Source organism: Pseudomonas sp. MF7453 (genome assembly GCF_016405455.1).
Classification (GTDB): Bacteria; Pseudomonadota; Gammaproteobacteria; order Pseudomonadales; family Pseudomonadaceae; genus Aquipseudomonas; species Aquipseudomonas paralactis.
In genome coordinates, this window is sequence record NZ_JAEKCN010000017.1 from 24,674 (window position 1) to 39,848 (window position 15,175).

At 61.2% G+C, this 15,175-nt stretch carries 18 protein-coding genes and 1 pseudogene; 10 read left to right on the forward strand and 9 right to left on the reverse strand.

The window, feature by feature from the left end; all coding sequences use genetic code 11:
- Positions 1-143 precede the first annotated feature (143 nt).
- Positions 144-1,328, forward strand: a complete 1,185-nt coding sequence (gene pobA, locus JFT63_RS23490; RefSeq protein ID WP_198844915.1) for a 4-hydroxybenzoate 3-monooxygenase — start codon at positions 144-146, stop codon at positions 1,326-1,328.
- 66 nt (positions 1,329-1,394) lie between these two features.
- Positions 1,395-2,912, forward strand: a complete 1,518-nt coding sequence (locus tag JFT63_RS23495) for an MDR family MFS transporter (RefSeq protein ID WP_057704629.1) — start codon at positions 1,395-1,397, stop codon at positions 2,910-2,912.
- Between the two features lie 138 nt (positions 2,913-3,050).
- On the opposite strand, the gene JFT63_RS23500 is transcribed toward JFT63_RS23495, so the two are convergent.
- Genes JFT63_RS23500 through JFT63_RS23510 form a run of 3 tightly spaced genes read right to left on the reverse strand, consistent with a single transcriptional unit; the run spans position 3,051 to position 5,085 of the window.
- Complete coding sequence (locus tag JFT63_RS23500) at positions 3,051-3,890, reverse strand: cache domain-containing protein (RefSeq protein ID WP_198707525.1); 840 nt, start codon at positions 3,888-3,890, stop codon at positions 3,051-3,053.
- A gap of 55 nt (positions 3,891-3,945) precedes the next feature.
- Entirely contained in the window at positions 3,946-4,416 is a 471-nt protein-coding gene (gene cynS / locus JFT63_RS23505) for a cyanase (protein ID WP_014717475.1), read from the reverse strand.
- A 27-nt stretch (positions 4,417-4,443) separates the two neighbouring features.
- Positions 4,444-5,085, reverse strand: coding sequence for a carbonic anhydrase (locus JFT63_RS23510; protein WP_057704594.1), 642 nt, complete (start codon positions 5,083-5,085; stop codon positions 4,444-4,446).
- A gap of 112 nt (positions 5,086-5,197) precedes the next feature.
- On the opposite strand from JFT63_RS23510, the gene cynR reads away from it, so the two are divergent.
- Positions 5,198-6,064, forward strand: coding sequence for a transcriptional regulator CynR (gene cynR / locus JFT63_RS23515; protein ID WP_198844892.1), 867 nt, complete (start codon positions 5,198-5,200; stop codon positions 6,062-6,064).
- On the opposite strand, the gene JFT63_RS23520 is transcribed toward cynR, so the two are convergent.
- Positions 6,039-6,812 (reverse strand): transporter substrate-binding domain-containing protein, encoded by a 774-nt coding sequence (locus tag JFT63_RS23520; RefSeq protein ID WP_198844893.1) that lies wholly within the window; start codon positions 6,810-6,812, stop codon positions 6,039-6,041. The two genes, cynR and JFT63_RS23520, sit on opposite strands and share 26 nt — an antisense overlap.
- Positions 6,813-6,879: 67 nt before the next feature.
- Between JFT63_RS23520 and JFT63_RS29745 the strand changes: the two are divergent.
- The 5 genes and pseudogenes from JFT63_RS29745 to JFT63_RS23545 all read left to right on the forward strand — a co-directional run.
- Positions 6,880-6,960 (forward strand): annotated as a pseudogene (locus JFT63_RS29745) (hypothetical protein); the annotation flags it as partial.
- 99 nt (positions 6,961-7,059) lie between these two features.
- Complete coding sequence (locus JFT63_RS23530) at positions 7,060-7,659, forward strand: class I SAM-dependent methyltransferase (RefSeq protein ID WP_057704597.1); 600 nt, start codon at positions 7,060-7,062, stop codon at positions 7,657-7,659.
- A 123-nt stretch (positions 7,660-7,782) separates the two neighbouring features.
- The gene (rnd, locus tag JFT63_RS23535; RefSeq protein WP_032877242.1) at positions 7,783-8,916 is read left to right on the forward strand and encodes a ribonuclease D; all 1,134 of its coding nucleotides are present in this window, start codon (positions 7,783-7,785) and stop codon (positions 8,914-8,916) included.
- A complete protein-coding gene (locus JFT63_RS23540) occupies positions 8,913-9,206 on the forward strand; it encodes a YcgL domain-containing protein (RefSeq protein WP_014717482.1) in 294 nt (97 codons plus the stop codon). The genes rnd and JFT63_RS23540 overlap by 4 nt, the downstream gene beginning before the upstream one ends.
- Before the next feature lie 108 nt (positions 9,207-9,314).
- The gene (locus JFT63_RS23545; RefSeq protein ID WP_057704598.1) at positions 9,315-10,247 is read left to right on the forward strand and encodes a D-2-hydroxyacid dehydrogenase; all 933 of its coding nucleotides are present in this window, start codon (positions 9,315-9,317) and stop codon (positions 10,245-10,247) included.
- Positions 10,248-10,387: 140 nt separating this feature from the next.
- On the opposite strand, the gene JFT63_RS23550 is transcribed toward JFT63_RS23545, so the two are convergent.
- Positions 10,388-10,981 (reverse strand): nitroreductase family protein, encoded by a 594-nt coding sequence (locus JFT63_RS23550; RefSeq protein WP_198844894.1) that lies wholly within the window; start codon positions 10,979-10,981, stop codon positions 10,388-10,390.
- Between the two features lie 154 nt (positions 10,982-11,135).
- Between JFT63_RS23550 and JFT63_RS23555 the strand changes: the two genes are divergently transcribed.
- Together JFT63_RS23555 and JFT63_RS23560 are read left to right on the forward strand one after the other, a co-directional pair.
- Positions 11,136-11,585, forward strand: coding sequence for a YcgN family cysteine cluster protein (locus tag JFT63_RS23555; protein WP_003172524.1), 450 nt, complete (start codon positions 11,136-11,138; stop codon positions 11,583-11,585).
- A 14-nt stretch (positions 11,586-11,599) separates the two neighbouring features.
- Complete coding sequence (locus JFT63_RS23560) at positions 11,600-12,820, forward strand: hypothetical protein (protein ID WP_198844895.1); 1,221 nt, start codon at positions 11,600-11,602, stop codon at positions 12,818-12,820.
- 81 nt (positions 12,821-12,901) lie between these two features.
- On the opposite strand, the gene JFT63_RS23565 is transcribed toward JFT63_RS23560, so the two are convergent.
- The 4 genes from JFT63_RS23565 to JFT63_RS23580 all read right to left on the reverse strand — a co-directional run bounded on the left by JFT63_RS23565 (position 12,902) and on the right by JFT63_RS23580 (position 15,098).
- A complete protein-coding gene (locus tag JFT63_RS23565) occupies positions 12,902-13,252 on the reverse strand; it encodes a YgaP family membrane protein (RefSeq protein ID WP_198844896.1) in 351 nt (116 codons plus the stop codon).
- Positions 13,253-13,319: 67 nt separating this feature from the next.
- A complete protein-coding gene (locus JFT63_RS23570; protein WP_003189607.1) occupies positions 13,320-13,787 on the reverse strand; it encodes an RNA methyltransferase in 468 nt (155 codons plus the stop codon).
- 160 nt (positions 13,788-13,947) lie between these two features.
- Positions 13,948-14,322 (reverse strand): YajD family HNH nuclease, encoded by a 375-nt coding sequence (locus JFT63_RS23575; RefSeq protein ID WP_014717487.1) that lies wholly within the window; start codon positions 14,320-14,322, stop codon positions 13,948-13,950.
- A gap of 89 nt (positions 14,323-14,411) precedes the next feature.
- Positions 14,412-15,098 (reverse strand): spermidine synthase, encoded by a 687-nt coding sequence (locus JFT63_RS23580; protein ID WP_057704602.1) that lies wholly within the window; start codon positions 15,096-15,098, stop codon positions 14,412-14,414.
- Between the last annotated feature and the right edge of the window lie 77 nt (positions 15,099-15,175).

Below are 15,175 nucleotides of genomic sequence, written 5' to 3' on the forward strand. Positions count from 1 at the left end.
TGGCGAAAAGCACAGGCTTTGAAGCAGTTTTCACCTTCTTATGCGGTTCGCTCAAGTGAAAAATGTCAGCCACAAGTCCACTGACAACTCTTTCACTCGATACGTTCGAGTCAAGCGTGAAGGCCATAAAAATAATGAAAACCCTGAAAACTCAAGTCGCCATTATTGGTGCCGGTCCGTCTGGATTGCTGCTCGGCCAATTGCTGCACAACGCGGGCATTCAAACCCTTGTTCTAGAGCGACAGAGCGCCGATTACGTGCAAGGGCGCATCCGCGCCGGTGTGTTGGAGCAGGGTATGGTCGAGCTCTTGCGTGAGGCCGGGGTGAGCCAACGCATGGACACTGAAGGGTTGGTGCACACCGGCTTTGATATTGCGCTTAACGGCCAACGTGTTCCCATCGATCTCAAGGCATTGACCGGTGGCCAGTCGGTGATGATCTACGGCCAGACCGAAGTCACCCGCGACCTGATGGCCGCCCGCGCAGCCGCCGGCGCTACCACCCTGTACGAAGCGTGCGATGTTCAGCCCCATGATCTGAAAACTGATCGACCCTGGCTGACGTTCAACCATCAAGGCCAAGCCTATCGCCTGGAGTGCGATTACATCGCCGGGTGCGATGGTTTCCATGGCATCGCCCGGCAATCGATTCCGGCAGAGGCGTTGAAGGTATTCGAACGGGTCTATCCCTTCGGTTGGCTGGGGGTGCTTGCCGATACGCCGCCGGTACACGCCGAGCTGGTATACGCCAAACATCCACGGGGTTTTGCCCTGTGCAGTATGCGCTCCCCGACGCGCAGCCGTTATTACCTGCAAGTGCCGCAGGACGAGGCCGTGGAGGATTGGTCGGATGATCGTTTCTGGGATGAGCTGAAAACCCGCTTGCCCGCTTCATTGGCGCAGCAGTTGGTGACCGGCCCATCGATTGAAAAAAGTATCGCGCCGCTGCGCAGCTTCGTGGTGGAGCCCATGCAGTACGGGCGCCTGTTCCTGCTTGGTGATGCCGCACATATCGTCCCGCCCACCGGCGCCAAGGGGTTGAACCTGGCGGCCAGTGACGTGAGCACGTTGTTCCGGATTTTGCTCAAGGTGTATCGCGAAGGGCGCCTGGACTTGCTGCAACAGTACTCGGCGATCTGCCTGCGCCGGGTATGGAAAGCCGAGCGGTTTTCCTGGTGGATGACCTCGATGCTGCACGAGTTTCCCCAGGCGGATGCCTTCAGCCAGCGCATTGCCGAGAGCGAGCTGGACTATTTCATTCACTCGGATGCCGGGCGCAAAACCATCGCAGAAAATTACGTCGGGCTTGCGTACGAGCCTATCGAATAGCCTGCTATCGTATCGAGCATTCCTGCGGGCGATTTTGTCCCGCGGGCCTTGCTCGAAGGTTCTGCCGTGACTCACCTCAATCAACCCGCCCCAACCGTTCCCGCCGTGCGCAGCATTCTTGCTGCGCTGATGATGGCGATCTTCCTTGGTGCCCTGGACCAGACCATTGTCGCGGTGTCCATGCCGGCCATCTCCGCGCAGTTTCATGACGTCAACCTGTTGGCCTGGGTGATCTCCGGCTATATGGTGGCGATGACCGTGGCGGTGCCGATCTACGGCAAGCTTGGCGATCTGTATGGGCGCCGGCCCATGATGCTGATCGGCATGGGCCTGTTCACCCTGGCGTCGCTGTTTTGTGGCATGGCGCAAAGCATGGAGCAATTGGTGCTGGCGCGAATTCTCCAGGGCATCGGTGCCGGCGGGATGATTTCGGTGAGTCAGGCGATCATCGGCGACATCATCCCCCCTCGCGAACGTGGGCGGTACCAGGGCTATTTCAGCAGCATGTACGCGGTGGCCAGCGTGGCCGGGCCGGTGTTGGGCGGTTACATGACCGAGTACTTGTCGTGGCGCTGGGTGTTTTTGATCAACCTGCCGCTGGGCGCCGGCGCCTGGTACGTGGCCCATCGCACCCTGGTGGGGCTGCCGGTGCCACAGCGCAAGCCGATCATTGATTACCTCGGCACGGTGCTGATGATCATCGGCCTCACCGCCTTGTTACTGGGCATCACCGAAATCGGCCAGGGCCATCATTGGCGTGACGCTCAAGTGCTGGGGTTGCTGGCCTGCGCGCTGCTGGCGTTGAGTGTGTTTGTGTGGCACGAACGCCGCGCCCGTGAGCCGTTACTGCCGATGCACCTGTTCGCCAACCGCAGTGCGGTGTTGTGCTGGTGCACGATTTTTATCACCAGCTTCCAGGCGATTTCCCTGAGCGTGCTGATGCCCCTGCGTTACCAGAGCGTGACCGGTTCAGGTGCCGACAGCGCAGCCTTGCACCTGTTGCCGCTGGCGATGGGGTTGCCGATGGGCGCTTATTTTGCCGGGCGCATGACCTCGGTGACTGGTCGTTACAAACCGATGATCTTAAGTGGCGCGTTGTTGAGCCCGCTGGCGATTCTCGGCATGGCCTACAGCGCGCCCCAGGCGTTGCTGCTCACCAGCGTATTCATGCTGTTGTGCGGCATCGCCGCCGGTATGCAGTTCCCGACCTCGCTGGTGGGTACGCAGAACTCGGTGGAACAACGGGACATCGGCGTCGCTACCAGCACCACCAATCTGTTTCGTTCCCTGGGCGGGGCGGTGGGGGTGGCCTGCATGTCGGCACTGCTGCTGGCGCTGTTGCACGACTCCAGTTTCGCCCACCTGGCCAGCGGCGCACTGGTGGCCGAAGGCAGTTCCGGCAACGTGCTGCTCGATGGTCTCAACGCAGCACCCGGCTCGGCGCAGGATGCGTTGCGCGGCGAGTTGGCGGTGACGTTTCGGCATTTGCTGATGGTGAGTGCGGCGGTGTCGCTGTTGGGGTTGGCGGCGGCGCTAGTGATGCCCAACCGGGTACTGCGCGGCCGTGAAGACAAGGCTCGATAACTGCGACCAACGGTACATCGCCCTCTGTAGGAGCGAGCTTGCTCGCGAAGAACGTCAACGATAACGCGGGCTTTCTGAGTGAACGCGGCGTCTTTGAGTTTTTCGCGAGCAAGCTCGCTCCTACAAAAAGCCAACGGATCAGGGGCTGTAATACCCGACCGCAACCATGAAATGCCCGCTTTTGCGCACATAGGCGTGTTTGTTCTCGACCTTGCCGGTCACCGGGTTTTTCCAGCGGTACTTGTATTCCCCCTGATCCTGCTCGGCCATCATCTTGAGAATCGGCTCACCCACCGGTTTGCCGTCCGGGTCCTTGATCTTGGCGAAGTCGGTATTTATCAGGCGCAAGTTGGTGCCGTGTGCCACGTAACGCCGCGTATCCAGGTCGACCACGAATACATACAGGTCATCCTGCAGGAAGCCGCCCTGCAATGAGTTGATTGCCTTGAGGGTGCCGGTTTCATCTTTCACCAGCGCATCCACCGCCTTGTTACGCAGCGCCCGTGCCTGTTCCGGCGTGGCGCGTGGCAGGTAATAACCCACCGCCAGGATGCGTTTGCCTGCCCGCTGATAAAACACATGCTTGTGTTCGACCTTGCCGTCATTCCAGTTTTGCCAGCGATAATCAGCCTGCTGGATACCCTGGCTTTCGGGGACCTTGAGTGCTTCCTTGAATGACTGACGCAAATCCGGCCCGAGCACCTCCGATACGTCGCGACCGATCAGCGCGGAGGAGGGCCCGCCACTGGCCAGCAGCACGCCCTCGGTATCGACCACGAAGACGTAGCGGTCCTGGTCGATGAATTCGCCTTGGCGACTGAAGGCCGCAAAGGCCTTGTCACCGTGTTGCTGGTAATACGCCAAGGCTTTTTCCAGCAGGGCCTTGGCGGCCTGGGCATCCGCTTCCTGAGCCGTTGCGGCATGCACCTGGCTGCAACACAACAGCAGCAGCCAGGTGAGTCGGAGCAGTGTGTTCATATACCCGTCCCTCGATCTTGTTGGTGTGACAAGAGCGTAGACGGTTGCTCGGGAATCAGAAGGGTTTGGTTGGCAGGTATTTGCCGTCCAGAGTGATGACCGCACGGGAGCCGCCGTCCGGGTCTTCGACTTTCTTGATGTCCAGCTTGAAGTTAATCGCGCTGATGATGCCGTCGCCGAATTGCTCATGCACCAGGGCTTTCAGGGTAGAGCCGTAGACCTGCAGCATTTCGTAGAAACGGTACATGGTCGGGTCAGTCGGCACACCGCTTGGGAAGCTGCCGCGCAGTGGGACGCTTTGCAGCAGGCGGCTGGCATCCTCGTCGAGGCCGAGTTTGCCGCACACGATGTCGGCCGCCTCCTTGGGCAATGGGTGCTGGCCGAGCAGGGCGGCGGTGACGAACGCCAGGCTCAGGCCGGTGCCGTCGGTGAGGTCCTGCCATGACAGATTTTTGCGCGCCTTGAGGTCGATAACGGTATCGGCCAGGGCCAGGCGTGGGGTTTGCGCGAATTGGGATTGCAACATGGTGATGTCCTCTTGGGTGGATAAGGTTCAGGCCGCGTGGGCGCGGGTGGTTGGATGCTCAAGCAGGGAGACGAAGCGCCCGCTGCGTCCGTCCAGCGCGTCGATGCCGCCGGTTTCGATGTCATATACCCAGCCGTGCAGGTTCACCCGGCCTTGTTCCAGGGCCAGGGCAACGCTGGGGTGAGTTTTGAGATTAGCCAACTGGGCGACCACGTTTTCGCGCACCAACGAATCCAGGCGTGCAGCGTCCGAGGTATGCGTACGGGAGGCATTGATCACCTTGGCCGACTCGGCATGGCGCAACCAGTTGGCCACGGCCGGCAGATGGTCCAGGCACTTGCAGGTGGAGATCGCAGTCATGGCGCCGCAGTCCGAATGCCCGCAAATCACGATGTCGCTGACCCCCAGTACCGCCACTGCATATTCGACGGTGGCCGACACACCGCCCGGCTCCGGGCCGTAGGACGGCACGATGTTGCCGGCATTGCGGATCACGAACAGATCACCGGGTTCCTGCTGGGTCAGAAGCTCCGGGACAACACGGCTGTCGGAGCAGGACACAAACAAGGTGCCGGGGTTTTGTGTGGTCGCCAGGTGCTTGAACAAGTCGCTGCGTGGGGAAAAGGCTTCACGTTGAAATTTGCGAAAGCCATCGATGAGATGCTGCATGGTGGTTCTCCTTGCGTCGCTGATGGGGCAAGGATGGAAGTTTTCGGCTATAGCGTCCAAGACCGGTTTACGATGATCTCTATAAGTCATGCCTATAGTTGGAGCATTGCCGATGCTGCTGCGTCATATCCGTTACTTGCTCGCCGTTGCCGAGCACCGCAACTTCACCCGCGCCGCCGAAGCGCTGCATGTGTCGCAGCCGACCCTGTCCCAACAAATCAGGCAGCTGGAAGAAAGCCTCGGCGCGCCACTGCTCGACCGCTCCGGGCGCAGCATCAGCCTGACCGATGCGGGGCAAGCCTACGTGCGCTTTGCGCGCCTGGCCTTGCAGGATCTGGAGGCTGGCAGCCGCGCCATGCACGATGTGCAAGACCTCAGCCGCGGGCACTTGCGCCTGGCCATGACGCCGACCTTCACCGCCTACCTGATCGGGCCATTGCTGGCCCGCTTCAACCGGCTGTATCCGGGCATTACCCTGAGCATCGAAGAATTGACCCAGGACCGCATCGAAGCCGCCCTGGGTGAGGACCTGCTGGATATCGGTATCGGGTTCACCGGCGAACATGGGCCGGACATTGAGTGTGAGGCGCTGTTTGTCGAACAACTGAGCGTAGTGGTCAGTGCCAACCATCCCGAGCTACATCGACTGGCCTGGCTCGATCACCCCCTGGTGCTGCTGAACACCGGCTTCGCCACCCGCCGCCATATCGATGACTACTGCCGCCGGCAAGGTGTGAAACCCCGCATCGCCATGCAAGCCAACTCCATCAGCGCAATCATCGAAATCGTGCGCAACACGCCACTGGCGACCGTCCTGCCCCAGGCTCTGGCCGAGGCGCAGACGGGTCTGCGCGCATTGATCATCGACCCACCGCTGCCGCAGCGTACTGCCGCACTATTGAGCCGCAAGGGCGCCTACCGCAGCGCCGCGTGCAGGGCGTTCGTCGAGTTGATCAAGGCGCAGCCAACCACTGACTGACAACACCCCCATACACACCCGTCGCCACACTCAGGTGCAACCACTGATCCACATAGCTCTTCCAGGCCACATCATCGCGGGGCAGCAGGAAGGCTTTTTCACTGTACTGCATCGGCCGCTCAGGGTTGACCGCACACAACCCAGGCTTGAGCTTCTGCTGATACCGCGCCTCGCTGGCATCGGTAATCATCACATCGGCCTTGCCCGCCAGCAGCTCATCAAAAATCGTCACGTTGTCATGCAGACGAATCTGCGTCTGGCCCAGGTGGGCACGGGCAAACACTTCATTGGTGCCACCTGCCGGCTCGATCACTCGCACCTGGGGCTGGTTGATCTGCTCAACCGTCTGATAACGCTGCACATCGGCGCAACGCACCAGCGGGATCTTGCCGTCGACCCCGAGGGATTGGCTGAAGAACGCCTTTTTCTGCCGCTCCAACGACACGGAAATCCCGCCCACGGCAATGTCGCAGCGCTGGGCGAGGAAGTCCGGCATCAACGTTTTCCAGGTGGTGGGCACCCACTTGATCGTGGCGTTGAGGCTCTTGGCCAGGGATTCGGCCATGGCAATATCAATGCCCTCATAACCGCCATCGGCGCGCAACGAGGTATAGGGCTTGTAGTCGCCCGTGGTGCAAACGGTCAGGGTGCCGCGCGGGATCACATCGTCAAGACGGGACGGGGCAGTGTCGGCCTGGGCGATGTTGGTCAGGCTTGCCAGCACGCAGAGGGCCAGAGGCGCTTTCATGGGGTCGAGTCCTTGGGGCACGGTCGGGGGGGCTTATTATTTCCAGCGTGGAGCAGGGTGGCAAGGTGCGGTTAAACGTGCCGAATATCGCCAGTTCATGGGCGAGGTCGGCGAGCAGGATTGGCGTTGGTACCTGCATCAGGCGTGACGGAGTTTACGGTGGCGGCTTTCGACCTTTTTTTCACGTTGCAGTGGTTAAGCTGTGAATCAAGGTCGTTCACTACCGTTTTACCCACATGAGCCCGTGATGTCGCCACAACCTCCATCCCCCATCGAGACTGAATTCACCGAGCGCTGTGACCGTGAGCATGCCAGGGTCTGCGGTGATCCGCGTCCGCCAAGGCTGTTGCAGCGCCTGGCCGCGTGGCGGGATGCGCGGCTGGTTCGCCATGCACTGAAGGTCGCGGGTGAGCCAGGGCTCATCCTTGACCTGGCCTGTGGTTCGGGGCGGTTCTGGCCGGTCCTGGCCGAGCACGTCAACCGGGTGATCCTGGCCTCTGACAACTCCCAGGCCATGCTCGACCACGCGCGCACCCATCACCCGGGCACGTTGCTCAAGCGTGTCAAAACCTTCCAGGGCTCGGCGTTTTCGATTGGCCTTTCAGCCAATGCGGTGGACTGCATTTTCTGCCTGGAGTTGTTTCGCCATGTGCCCAGCAGCGATGCGCGACTCCTGTTGTTGCGCGAGTTTCACCGCGTCAGCCGCGACACGGTGATTGTTTCCGTAAGCGTGGGTACGTCGGTAGAACAGGAGTTTCGTCAGGCTGGCTTCAAGATCCTGAATTACCAGGAATTCCTGCCGGGCTCCAAGTTGTGGTGTGTGTACGTCCTGCGTAAGAGAGGCTAACCCCCCATCTGTCGGACTATTCTTTATCTCCTGTCGGAGTTTTCATGATGGTGTGTGCACTGCGGATGCTCGCAAGCGCCTTTGGCGATATATACTGCGCGCCATTCTTCAAGGGAGAGCCGTGTGGCCATCGATATTCACTGGATCTGCGACAACGATAGCCTCGGCCAGCATTGCGCCCAATGGCAGCAGTTGCCATTCGTCGCCCTCGACACCGAATTCATGCGGGTCGACACCTTTTATCCCATTGCCGGGCTGATCCAGATCGGTGATGGCGTACGCGCTTACCTGATCGATCCCCTGACCATCGACAACTGGCAGCCCTTGGCCGCCTTGCTGGAGAACCCGGCGGTGATCAAGGTGGTGCACGCCTGCAGCGAAGACCTGGAAGTGCTGCTGCGCCTGACCGGCAGCCTGCCCGCGCCTTTGTTCGACACCCAGTTGGCTGCGGCTTACCTCAACCTTGGTTTTTCCATGGGTTATTCGCGCCTGGTGCAAGCCGTGCTGGATATCGAGCTGCCCAAGGGCGAAACCCGCTCGGACTGGCTGCAGCGGCCATTGTCCGAGACGCAGGTCAGCTACGCCGCCGAAGACGCGGTGCACCTGGCCGAGGTCTATATTCGCCTGCGCCCGCAGCTATCGGATGACAAATACGCCTGGGTCCTGGAAGACGGCGCCGAACTGGTGGCCAACCTGCGCCGCGAAATCGACCCTTTCGAGGTGTACCGCGACGCCAAGCTGGCGTGGAAACTGTCCCGTGCCCAACTCGCCGTGCTGCGTGAATTGTGCGCCTGGCGCGAGCAACAGGCCCGCGCTCGCGACCTGCCGCGCAACCGCATCATCCGCGAGCATTCGCTCTGGCCGTTGGCCAAATCCCAACCGGATAACCTGGCGGCGCTGGGCAAGATCGAAGACATGCACCCGCGTACCGTGCGTCAGGACGGCCAGTTTCTGCTGGACCTGATCAAGCGTGCCGGTAGCGTGCCGATGGACCAGTGGCCTCCCGCCGTTGCCGAACCGTTGCCGGTGGACGCCGCCGCGCTGATCAAGCAACTGCGCGCTCTGGGCCAGACGTTCGCCGAGCGCCTGGAGATGGCGCCGGAACTGATGCTGCGCAAGAAAACCCTCGAAGCCCTGGTCAAAAGTGGCTACCCCGATGGGCCTTACCAATTGCCAGACTCGCTGCGTGGCTGGCGCCGCGAGCTGATGGGCCAGGCGCTGCTCGACAGCCTGGCCAATGCCGGAGAACAGCCTTGAAACGTATTTGCTCCATCTACCGCAGCAAGAAAAAAGACGGCATGTACCTCTACGTGCTCAAAAGCGATGCCCTGGAGCGTGTGCCCGAGCCGCTGATGGAAGCCTTCGGCAAGGCGCATCACGCGTTTGACATGGTGCTGACGCCGGAGCGCAAGCTGTCGCGCGAAGACATCACCGTGGTCCTGGAAAACCTCGACAAGCAGGGCTACCACCTGCAAATGCCGCCGGCCGAAGACGAGTACATCGAGCACTTGCCCGAAGAGTTGCTGCGTCGCAACGACCCGATGTGATCGATCAGTGCCCGCGTCAGGGCACAGGCTTTAAATGGAATCGTATTAGACGACGGTGGCCGTAAGGATGCGGGCGGCCGTCTGCATTGTTTTTGAAAGGTTTGAACCATGCGTGTTCTGATTGCTGAACAGGATCACCCGCTCTACGCCCAACTGCTCAAGGAAGCTGCCCCCGACCTTGAGGTGCTGACCAGCGGTGACTCGGCCGAACTCTCGCGTCTGGCCGCCGATTGCCCGGTGTGGCTGGGCCAGCCCGATCTGCTGGCGACCCTGCTGCGCCAGGGCCATCATCCGCAGTGGCTGCAATCGACCTGGGCGGGCATCACGCCGCTGCTGGCCGAGGGCTTGCCCCGCGACTATCGCCTGACCCGGGCGGTGGGCATCTTTGGCCAAGTCATGGCCGAGTTTGTGCTCACCTATATGCTGGGCCATGAGCGCGAAGTACTGGCGCGCCTGGTCAGCCAGGTCGAGCGCAAGTGGGATAACCGCATGGGTCAGAGCCTGGCGGGGCGCAAGGCGCTGATTGTCGGCACCGGCGACATTGGCAAAAGCGTGGCTGATTTTTTGGTGCCCTTTGGCGTCAAGTTGTACGGCATCGCCAGTACGGCGCGGGAACAGGCGCCGTTTATCGAAGTGGCCGAGCTCGACCAGTTGGGCCGTTTGGTGGGGGAGGTCGATTATGTGATCAACCTGCTGCCCAATACGCCCAACACCCATGACGTGTACAACGCGGCGTTGTTCAAGCAATTCAAGCCGACGGCGTTGTTTATCAACGTCGGGCGCGGCGTGGCGGTAGTAGATGCCGATCTGGTCGAAGCCCTGAAAGAAGGGCACCTGGCTGGCGCGGTGATCGACGTGTGCCGTCAGGAGCCGCTGCCGCAGCGCCACCCGTTCTGGACCGCATGGGGTTTGCTGTTGACCGGGCACAGCTCGGCACCGACCTCGCCATCGATGATGGTGGAGTTGTTTGTGCAGAACCTGCGGGCGTATCAGACCAAGCAAGCGCTGCGCGGGGAAGTGGACTTCGAGCGCGGGTACTGAGCTTGCCCCATGCCCTCCTGTAGGAGCGAGCTTGCTCGCGAAGAACGTCAACGATGACGCGCACTTTCTGAATAAGCGCGGCGCCTGTGAGTTTTTCGCGAGCAAGCTCGCTCCTACAAGGGGCGGTTAACGCGCAAGGCTTAGAGGCTGAAGTCCCCCTCGCACACCAGCTCAGTCAACGACTTGCGCGGGCTTGGCGCTTCACGGCCTTGCAGGTACTCCGGCAAGCTCGACTTGTCACCCAGCTTGCCCACGGCTACGGCGGCATGTAGCGCATAACCTTGAGGAATCTTCAGCTCTTTGCGGGTCAGTTCCTGATCGAAACCCGCCATGCCGTGGGTGTGCCAGCCGCTGAGGCTGGCTTGCAGCGCCAGGTGGCCCCAGGCCGAACCGGTGTCGAAGGTATGCCACAGCGCCGGAGTTTCCTCTGTAGCACCGGGGGCGATGAAGTCGGTTTTCGACGCGATGATGACCAGGGCCGACGCGTGCTGCGCCCAATTGCGGTTGAATTCATTCAGCAGGCCCAGGAAGCGCTCCCAGTCTGGTGTGTCCCGGCGGGCATAGAGAAACCGCCACGGCTGCGAGTTGTAGGCCGAGGGTGCCCAGCGTGCGGCTTCGAAGAAACTCAGCAACGTCTCTTGCGCGATGCTCTCGCCGGTAAAGGCACGGGGCGACCAGCGTTCGGTAAATTGGGTATGGATCGGGTAATCGGCAACGCGTGGGTTATCGCTCATGGACAGATCCTGATGAAAAAAGCGGGGTTTCAAAGCTACTGCGCCGACCCAGGCCTGACAAGCCTTGCAACACCGTCAGTCGTAAGCGCTTGGCCGTAACGGGCTTGGGCACTAGACTGGCGGCCTTTTCACCTTCCGATACTGATGTAGAGCCATGGCCGCCAAAGTCGAACCTTTCTGGATACGCAAAACCCTTGAGCACCTCGATCAGGAGGAGTGGGAGTCGTTGTGCGACGGCTGCGGCCTGTGCTGCCTGCAAAAGCTTGAGGATGAAGACGACAACAGCGTCTATTACACGCGTATCGCCTGCAAACTGCTCGACCTGAAAACCTGTCAGTGCACCGATTACCCCAATCGCCGGGCCTCGGTGCCCGACTGTATCCAGCTCACCCCCGGCCAGGCCGACCAATTCAAATGGCTGCCGCCGACCTGCGGTTACCGTCTGGTCAGCGAGCGCAAGGATTTGCCGCTCTGGCACCACCTGGTCTGCGGCGACCGCGACGCGGTGCACCATGAACGCATTTCCCAGTCCGGGCGCATGCTCAGTGAAGGCAGCGTGCCCGAGGACGACTGGGAGGATTACCTGATCTTCCGTGCCGGCTGAACGAAGGAGTGCGTATGAAGGTGGCAGCCAAGTTGGCAGCGGCCCTGGTAATGCTGGCCCTGAGCGGGCCGGGCTGGTGCGCGAAGAAGGTTGACCTGGATTATCACGTCAAGCTGCTGCCTCAAAGCGAGCAGGCCGAGGTGCGCGTCAGCCTGGCCCAAGGCTCGGCGGTGCGCAGCCTGGATTTTGACCTGGGCCGCAGCGGCGATTACAGCGACTTCAAGGCCGACGGCCAGTGGCAAGTCACGGGCAGCCGTGGGGTGTGGCAACCCAGCGCCGACAAGGCCAGCCTGACCTACCGCGTGCGTTTGACCCACGCGCGCAAGCCGGGCACCTATGACACGCGAGTCACGCCCAACTGGGCCTTACTGCGCGGCGAAGACCTGGTACCGGCTGCGCGCCTGGACCAGCAGGATGGCATTGAGTTGGTCTCGCGCCTGATGTTCGAACTGCCGGCGGGCTGGAAGAGCGTCGAAACCGCCTGGCCGCGCATTGGCAAAAACAAATTCCGTATCGACAACGTATCCCGTCTGTTCGACCGGCCGACCGGCTGGATGCTCGCCGGCAACCTCGGCAGCCGCCGCCTGCGCCTGGGTGAAACCGACGTTACCGTGGCCTCGCCAAAGGGGCAGGGCATGCGCCGCATGGACGTGCTGACGCTGCTGACGTTCGTCTGGCCGCAGGTGGACGCGGCGTTCCCGCGCCATCCCGCCAAATTGTTGATCGTCGGCGCCAGTGACCCGATGCGGCGGGGCGCTTATTCATTACGCGACTCGATCTACCTCAACAGCCGCACGCCGCTGGTTGGCGAAAATGGCAGCAGCCCGTTGCTGCGCGAAGTGGTGCAGGCCATCGGGCGCTTCAACGACCACGACAGCAGTGACTGGATCAGCGAGGGCCTGGGGGAGTATTACGCGATTGAGCTGGTACGACGCGCCGGGGGCCTCACCGATGAGCGTTATGCTGCGATTCAGGCGCGGCTGGCCAAAGAAAGCAAGGCGGTTACCAGCCTGAGGGGCGAGCAAATCGGCAGCGCCGGTGTAGCGCGGGCAGTGCTGGTGCTGCAGGACCTGGACCGCGAGATCCGCGTGAAAACCCACAACAAGCGATCCCTGGATGATCTGGCGCAGGCGGTGATGCGGGTGAACAGCATCAACACCAAAGAATTCGTGCAGTTGGCCGAAAGCGTAATCGGCGAGTCGTCGGTGGTACTGGACAGCAAACTGCTGCGCTGATCCCAAGCCCTGTGCAATTCAAAATGTGGGAGGGGGCAAGACCCTCCCACATTTGAATTTCCAGCATGTCCAAGACTTGGATCAGGCTTTGGGTTTCACCGCCTTTTCAGCCGCCACTTCCGCCTTGGTTTTCAAGTTTTTCAGCTCTTCCCCGGCTCGCTCGATCTTTGTGCGCACGCTGTTCATTTCCTGGCGGCCCTGCTCCAGCTTGTCCTTGAGTGAGCTGTGCCCGGTAAAGCCACGGGCCAGTGCCACGCCGCCAATCGCTACTTGGATCAGCCCGAAAATCCCGCCGCGGCGCAGGCCTTTGCCGACCATCATCACGCCGCCCGCCACCGAGCCGATACGTTCCCAGCCATGCACGTTCTGGGTGGGCTGAGGCTTCAACGGTGCGGCTTCGATGATAGGTTTCAAAATTTTGCTGTCGCTCATGATCTGTCTCCAACAAGGGCTAGTGTTACTAGCTGACTGCGCGCAGGGGCTGGATGTTCCCGCCAAATCAGTACTTGGGGCCCGAACGGGTGTTGTTACCCTTGGCCAGGCGGTCGTAAAGCACCACATTGACGGTGGCCGCCAGGTTCATGCAGCCAGTGGTGGGGATGTACACCACGTCTTCGCACCAGTCGCGGATCTCCTTGTCCAGGGAACCGTCCTCGGGGCCGAAGATATACAGCGCGCGGTCGGGGTGGGTGTATTCAGGCAGCGGGCGGGCGCCTTCCACCAGTTCCACGGCGACCGGGATGCAGCCCAGGGGCAGGATCTTTTTCAGGTCGTCGATGCCGATCAGCGGAATGTCGTGGTGGACCTTCTTGGTGTCGGTGATGAAGTCCCGGGCACGCTCGTAGCGCACGCCGGTGTAGAACACCGAGGCCACGCCGTAGCAGCCGGCGGCACGCATCACCGAGCCGACGTTTTCGGGGGATTTGGGGTTATACAGACCGATGCAGCTGTAGCGTTTATTGCCCACGGGGAAAGGTGCCTTAAGAAAAAAGGCGATTATACGGCCTGGGGGTATGCAGTGCTTGGGCGATCGTCATCGCGGGCAAGCCCGGCTCCCACAGGGGAATGCATTCCAAATGTGGGAGCTGGCTTGCCTGCGATGAGGCCAGTACAGACAAGGACGATCTTCAGTCGTCCTTCTTCATCAACCCCGCCAACGCCGCAAACGGGTTGTGCGTCGCCTTGGCGATGCTCGGGCTGCTGGTGGAACCTTCGCCGAAATATTGCTGGTCGGTGTAGCGCGAGTGTTCGTTATCGTGGCAATACAGGCACAGCAATTCCCAGTTGGAGCCGTCCTGGGGATTGTCATCATGATTATGGTTGCGGTGGTGTACGGTCAGTTCACTCAACCGCTTGCCGGCGAATTCACGGGCGCAACGGCCGCACACGTGGGGGTACATCTTCAAGGCTTTGTCGCGGTAGCCCATTTCGCGATCGCGCTGGGCATCGGCGAGGATGCGGTCCAGCTTGGCGGTGTGGGAGGGCGGGTTGTTCGAGCTCATCATGGCTCCTGGCTATTATTGGGTGGTTCACGGACAAGGTTGATTCTAGCTGCTCCCACAGGGGATTGGCGCTATTGAATCAACCGCGATCAGCCCTTGAGCTTCTCTGCAATCCAGATGGTATGCCGCGTGCCCTTGTTGCCATGGGCAAATACCTGCACTTCTTCGGCTTTGAAGCCGGCCTTGCGCAGTTTGTCACTGAACAGCTTGTCGGCGCTGGCCGACCACACGGCCAGCACGCCCTTGGGCCGCAGGGCCTTGGCGCAGGCGGCCAGGCCACCGGCGGAATACAGCCAACTGTTGGCCTTTTGCGTAAGCCCCTCGGGACCGTTGTCGACGTCGAGCATGATGGCGTCGAAGCCCTGGGGCTCGGCCTGTAGCACCTTGGCTACATCTTCCAGGCGGACCACCGTGCGCGGGTCCAGCAACGGGCGCCCGGATTTTTCTCCCAGCGGCCCACGGTTCCATTCCACGACGCCCGGCACCAGTTCGGCCACCACCACTTCGGCACTCTTGCCCAAATGCTTGAGCGCCGCGGCCAGGGTGAAGCCCATGCCCAAACCGCCGATCAGCACCCGGGAATTCGGGCGACCGGCCACCTTGCGGCACGGAATCTCCGCCAGGGCGTCTTCGGAACCGTGCATGCGCGTGTTCATCAACTGGCCGCCGTCACCGCCCTGAATCTTGATGACGAAGTCCTCGCCGTATTCGAACAGGCACAGGGCGCCGCCGTTGTCGGGGATCGGAGTAGTGTCCAGCAGAACGAAACGTTTCATGGAAATCTCATTGGGAAGGGCATTCTTGCGCAGTTGGGAGTAGCCTTACGGCATTCCGGTCAGGCCATGGAGCCATC

What these genes read in the sequence shown, in the direction of transcription:
- cynS (WP_014717475.1), bottom strand. Translation starts at nt 4,416, where the DNA reads ATGTTGCAATCCCAATTCGCGCAAACCCCACGCCTGGCCCTGGCCGAT.
- JFT63_RS23575 (WP_014717487.1), bottom strand. Translation starts at nt 14,322, where the DNA reads ATGAGCTCGAACAACCCGCCCTCCCACACCGCCAAGCTGGACCGCATC.
- JFT63_RS23530 (WP_057704597.1), top strand. Translation starts at nt 7,060, where the DNA reads ATGTCGCCACAACCTCCATCCCCCATCGAGACTGAATTCACCGAGCGC.
- JFT63_RS23555 (WP_003172524.1), top strand. Translation starts at nt 11,136, where the DNA reads ATGGCCGCCAAAGTCGAACCTTTCTGGATACGCAAAACCCTTGAGCAC.
- JFT63_RS23580 (WP_057704602.1), bottom strand. Translation starts at nt 15,098, where the DNA reads ATGAAACGTTTCGTTCTGCTGGACACTACTCCGATCCCCGACAACGGC.
- JFT63_RS23520 (WP_198844893.1), bottom strand. Translation starts at nt 6,812, where the DNA reads ATGAAAGCGCCTCTGGCCCTCTGCGTGCTGGCAAGCCTGACCAACATC.
- JFT63_RS23565 (WP_198844896.1), bottom strand. Translation starts at nt 13,252, where the DNA reads ATGAGCGACAGCAAAATTTTGAAACCTATCATCGAAGCCGCACCGTTG.
- cynR (WP_198844892.1), top strand. Translation starts at nt 5,198, where the DNA reads ATGCTGCTGCGTCATATCCGTTACTTGCTCGCCGTTGCCGAGCACCGC.
- JFT63_RS23550 (WP_198844894.1), bottom strand. Translation starts at nt 10,981, where the DNA reads ATGAGCGATAACCCACGCGTTGCCGATTACCCGATCCATACCCAATTT.
- JFT63_RS23510 (WP_057704594.1), bottom strand. Translation starts at nt 5,085, where the DNA reads ATGCAGCATCTCATCGATGGCTTTCGCAAATTTCAACGTGAAGCCTTT.
- JFT63_RS23500 (WP_198707525.1), bottom strand. Translation starts at nt 3,890, where the DNA reads ATGAACACACTGCTCCGACTCACCTGGCTGCTGCTGTTGTGTTGCAGC.
- JFT63_RS23560 (WP_198844895.1), top strand. Translation starts at nt 11,600, where the DNA reads ATGAAGGTGGCAGCCAAGTTGGCAGCGGCCCTGGTAATGCTGGCCCTG.
- JFT63_RS23545 (WP_057704598.1), top strand. Translation starts at nt 9,315, where the DNA reads ATGCGTGTTCTGATTGCTGAACAGGATCACCCGCTCTACGCCCAACTG.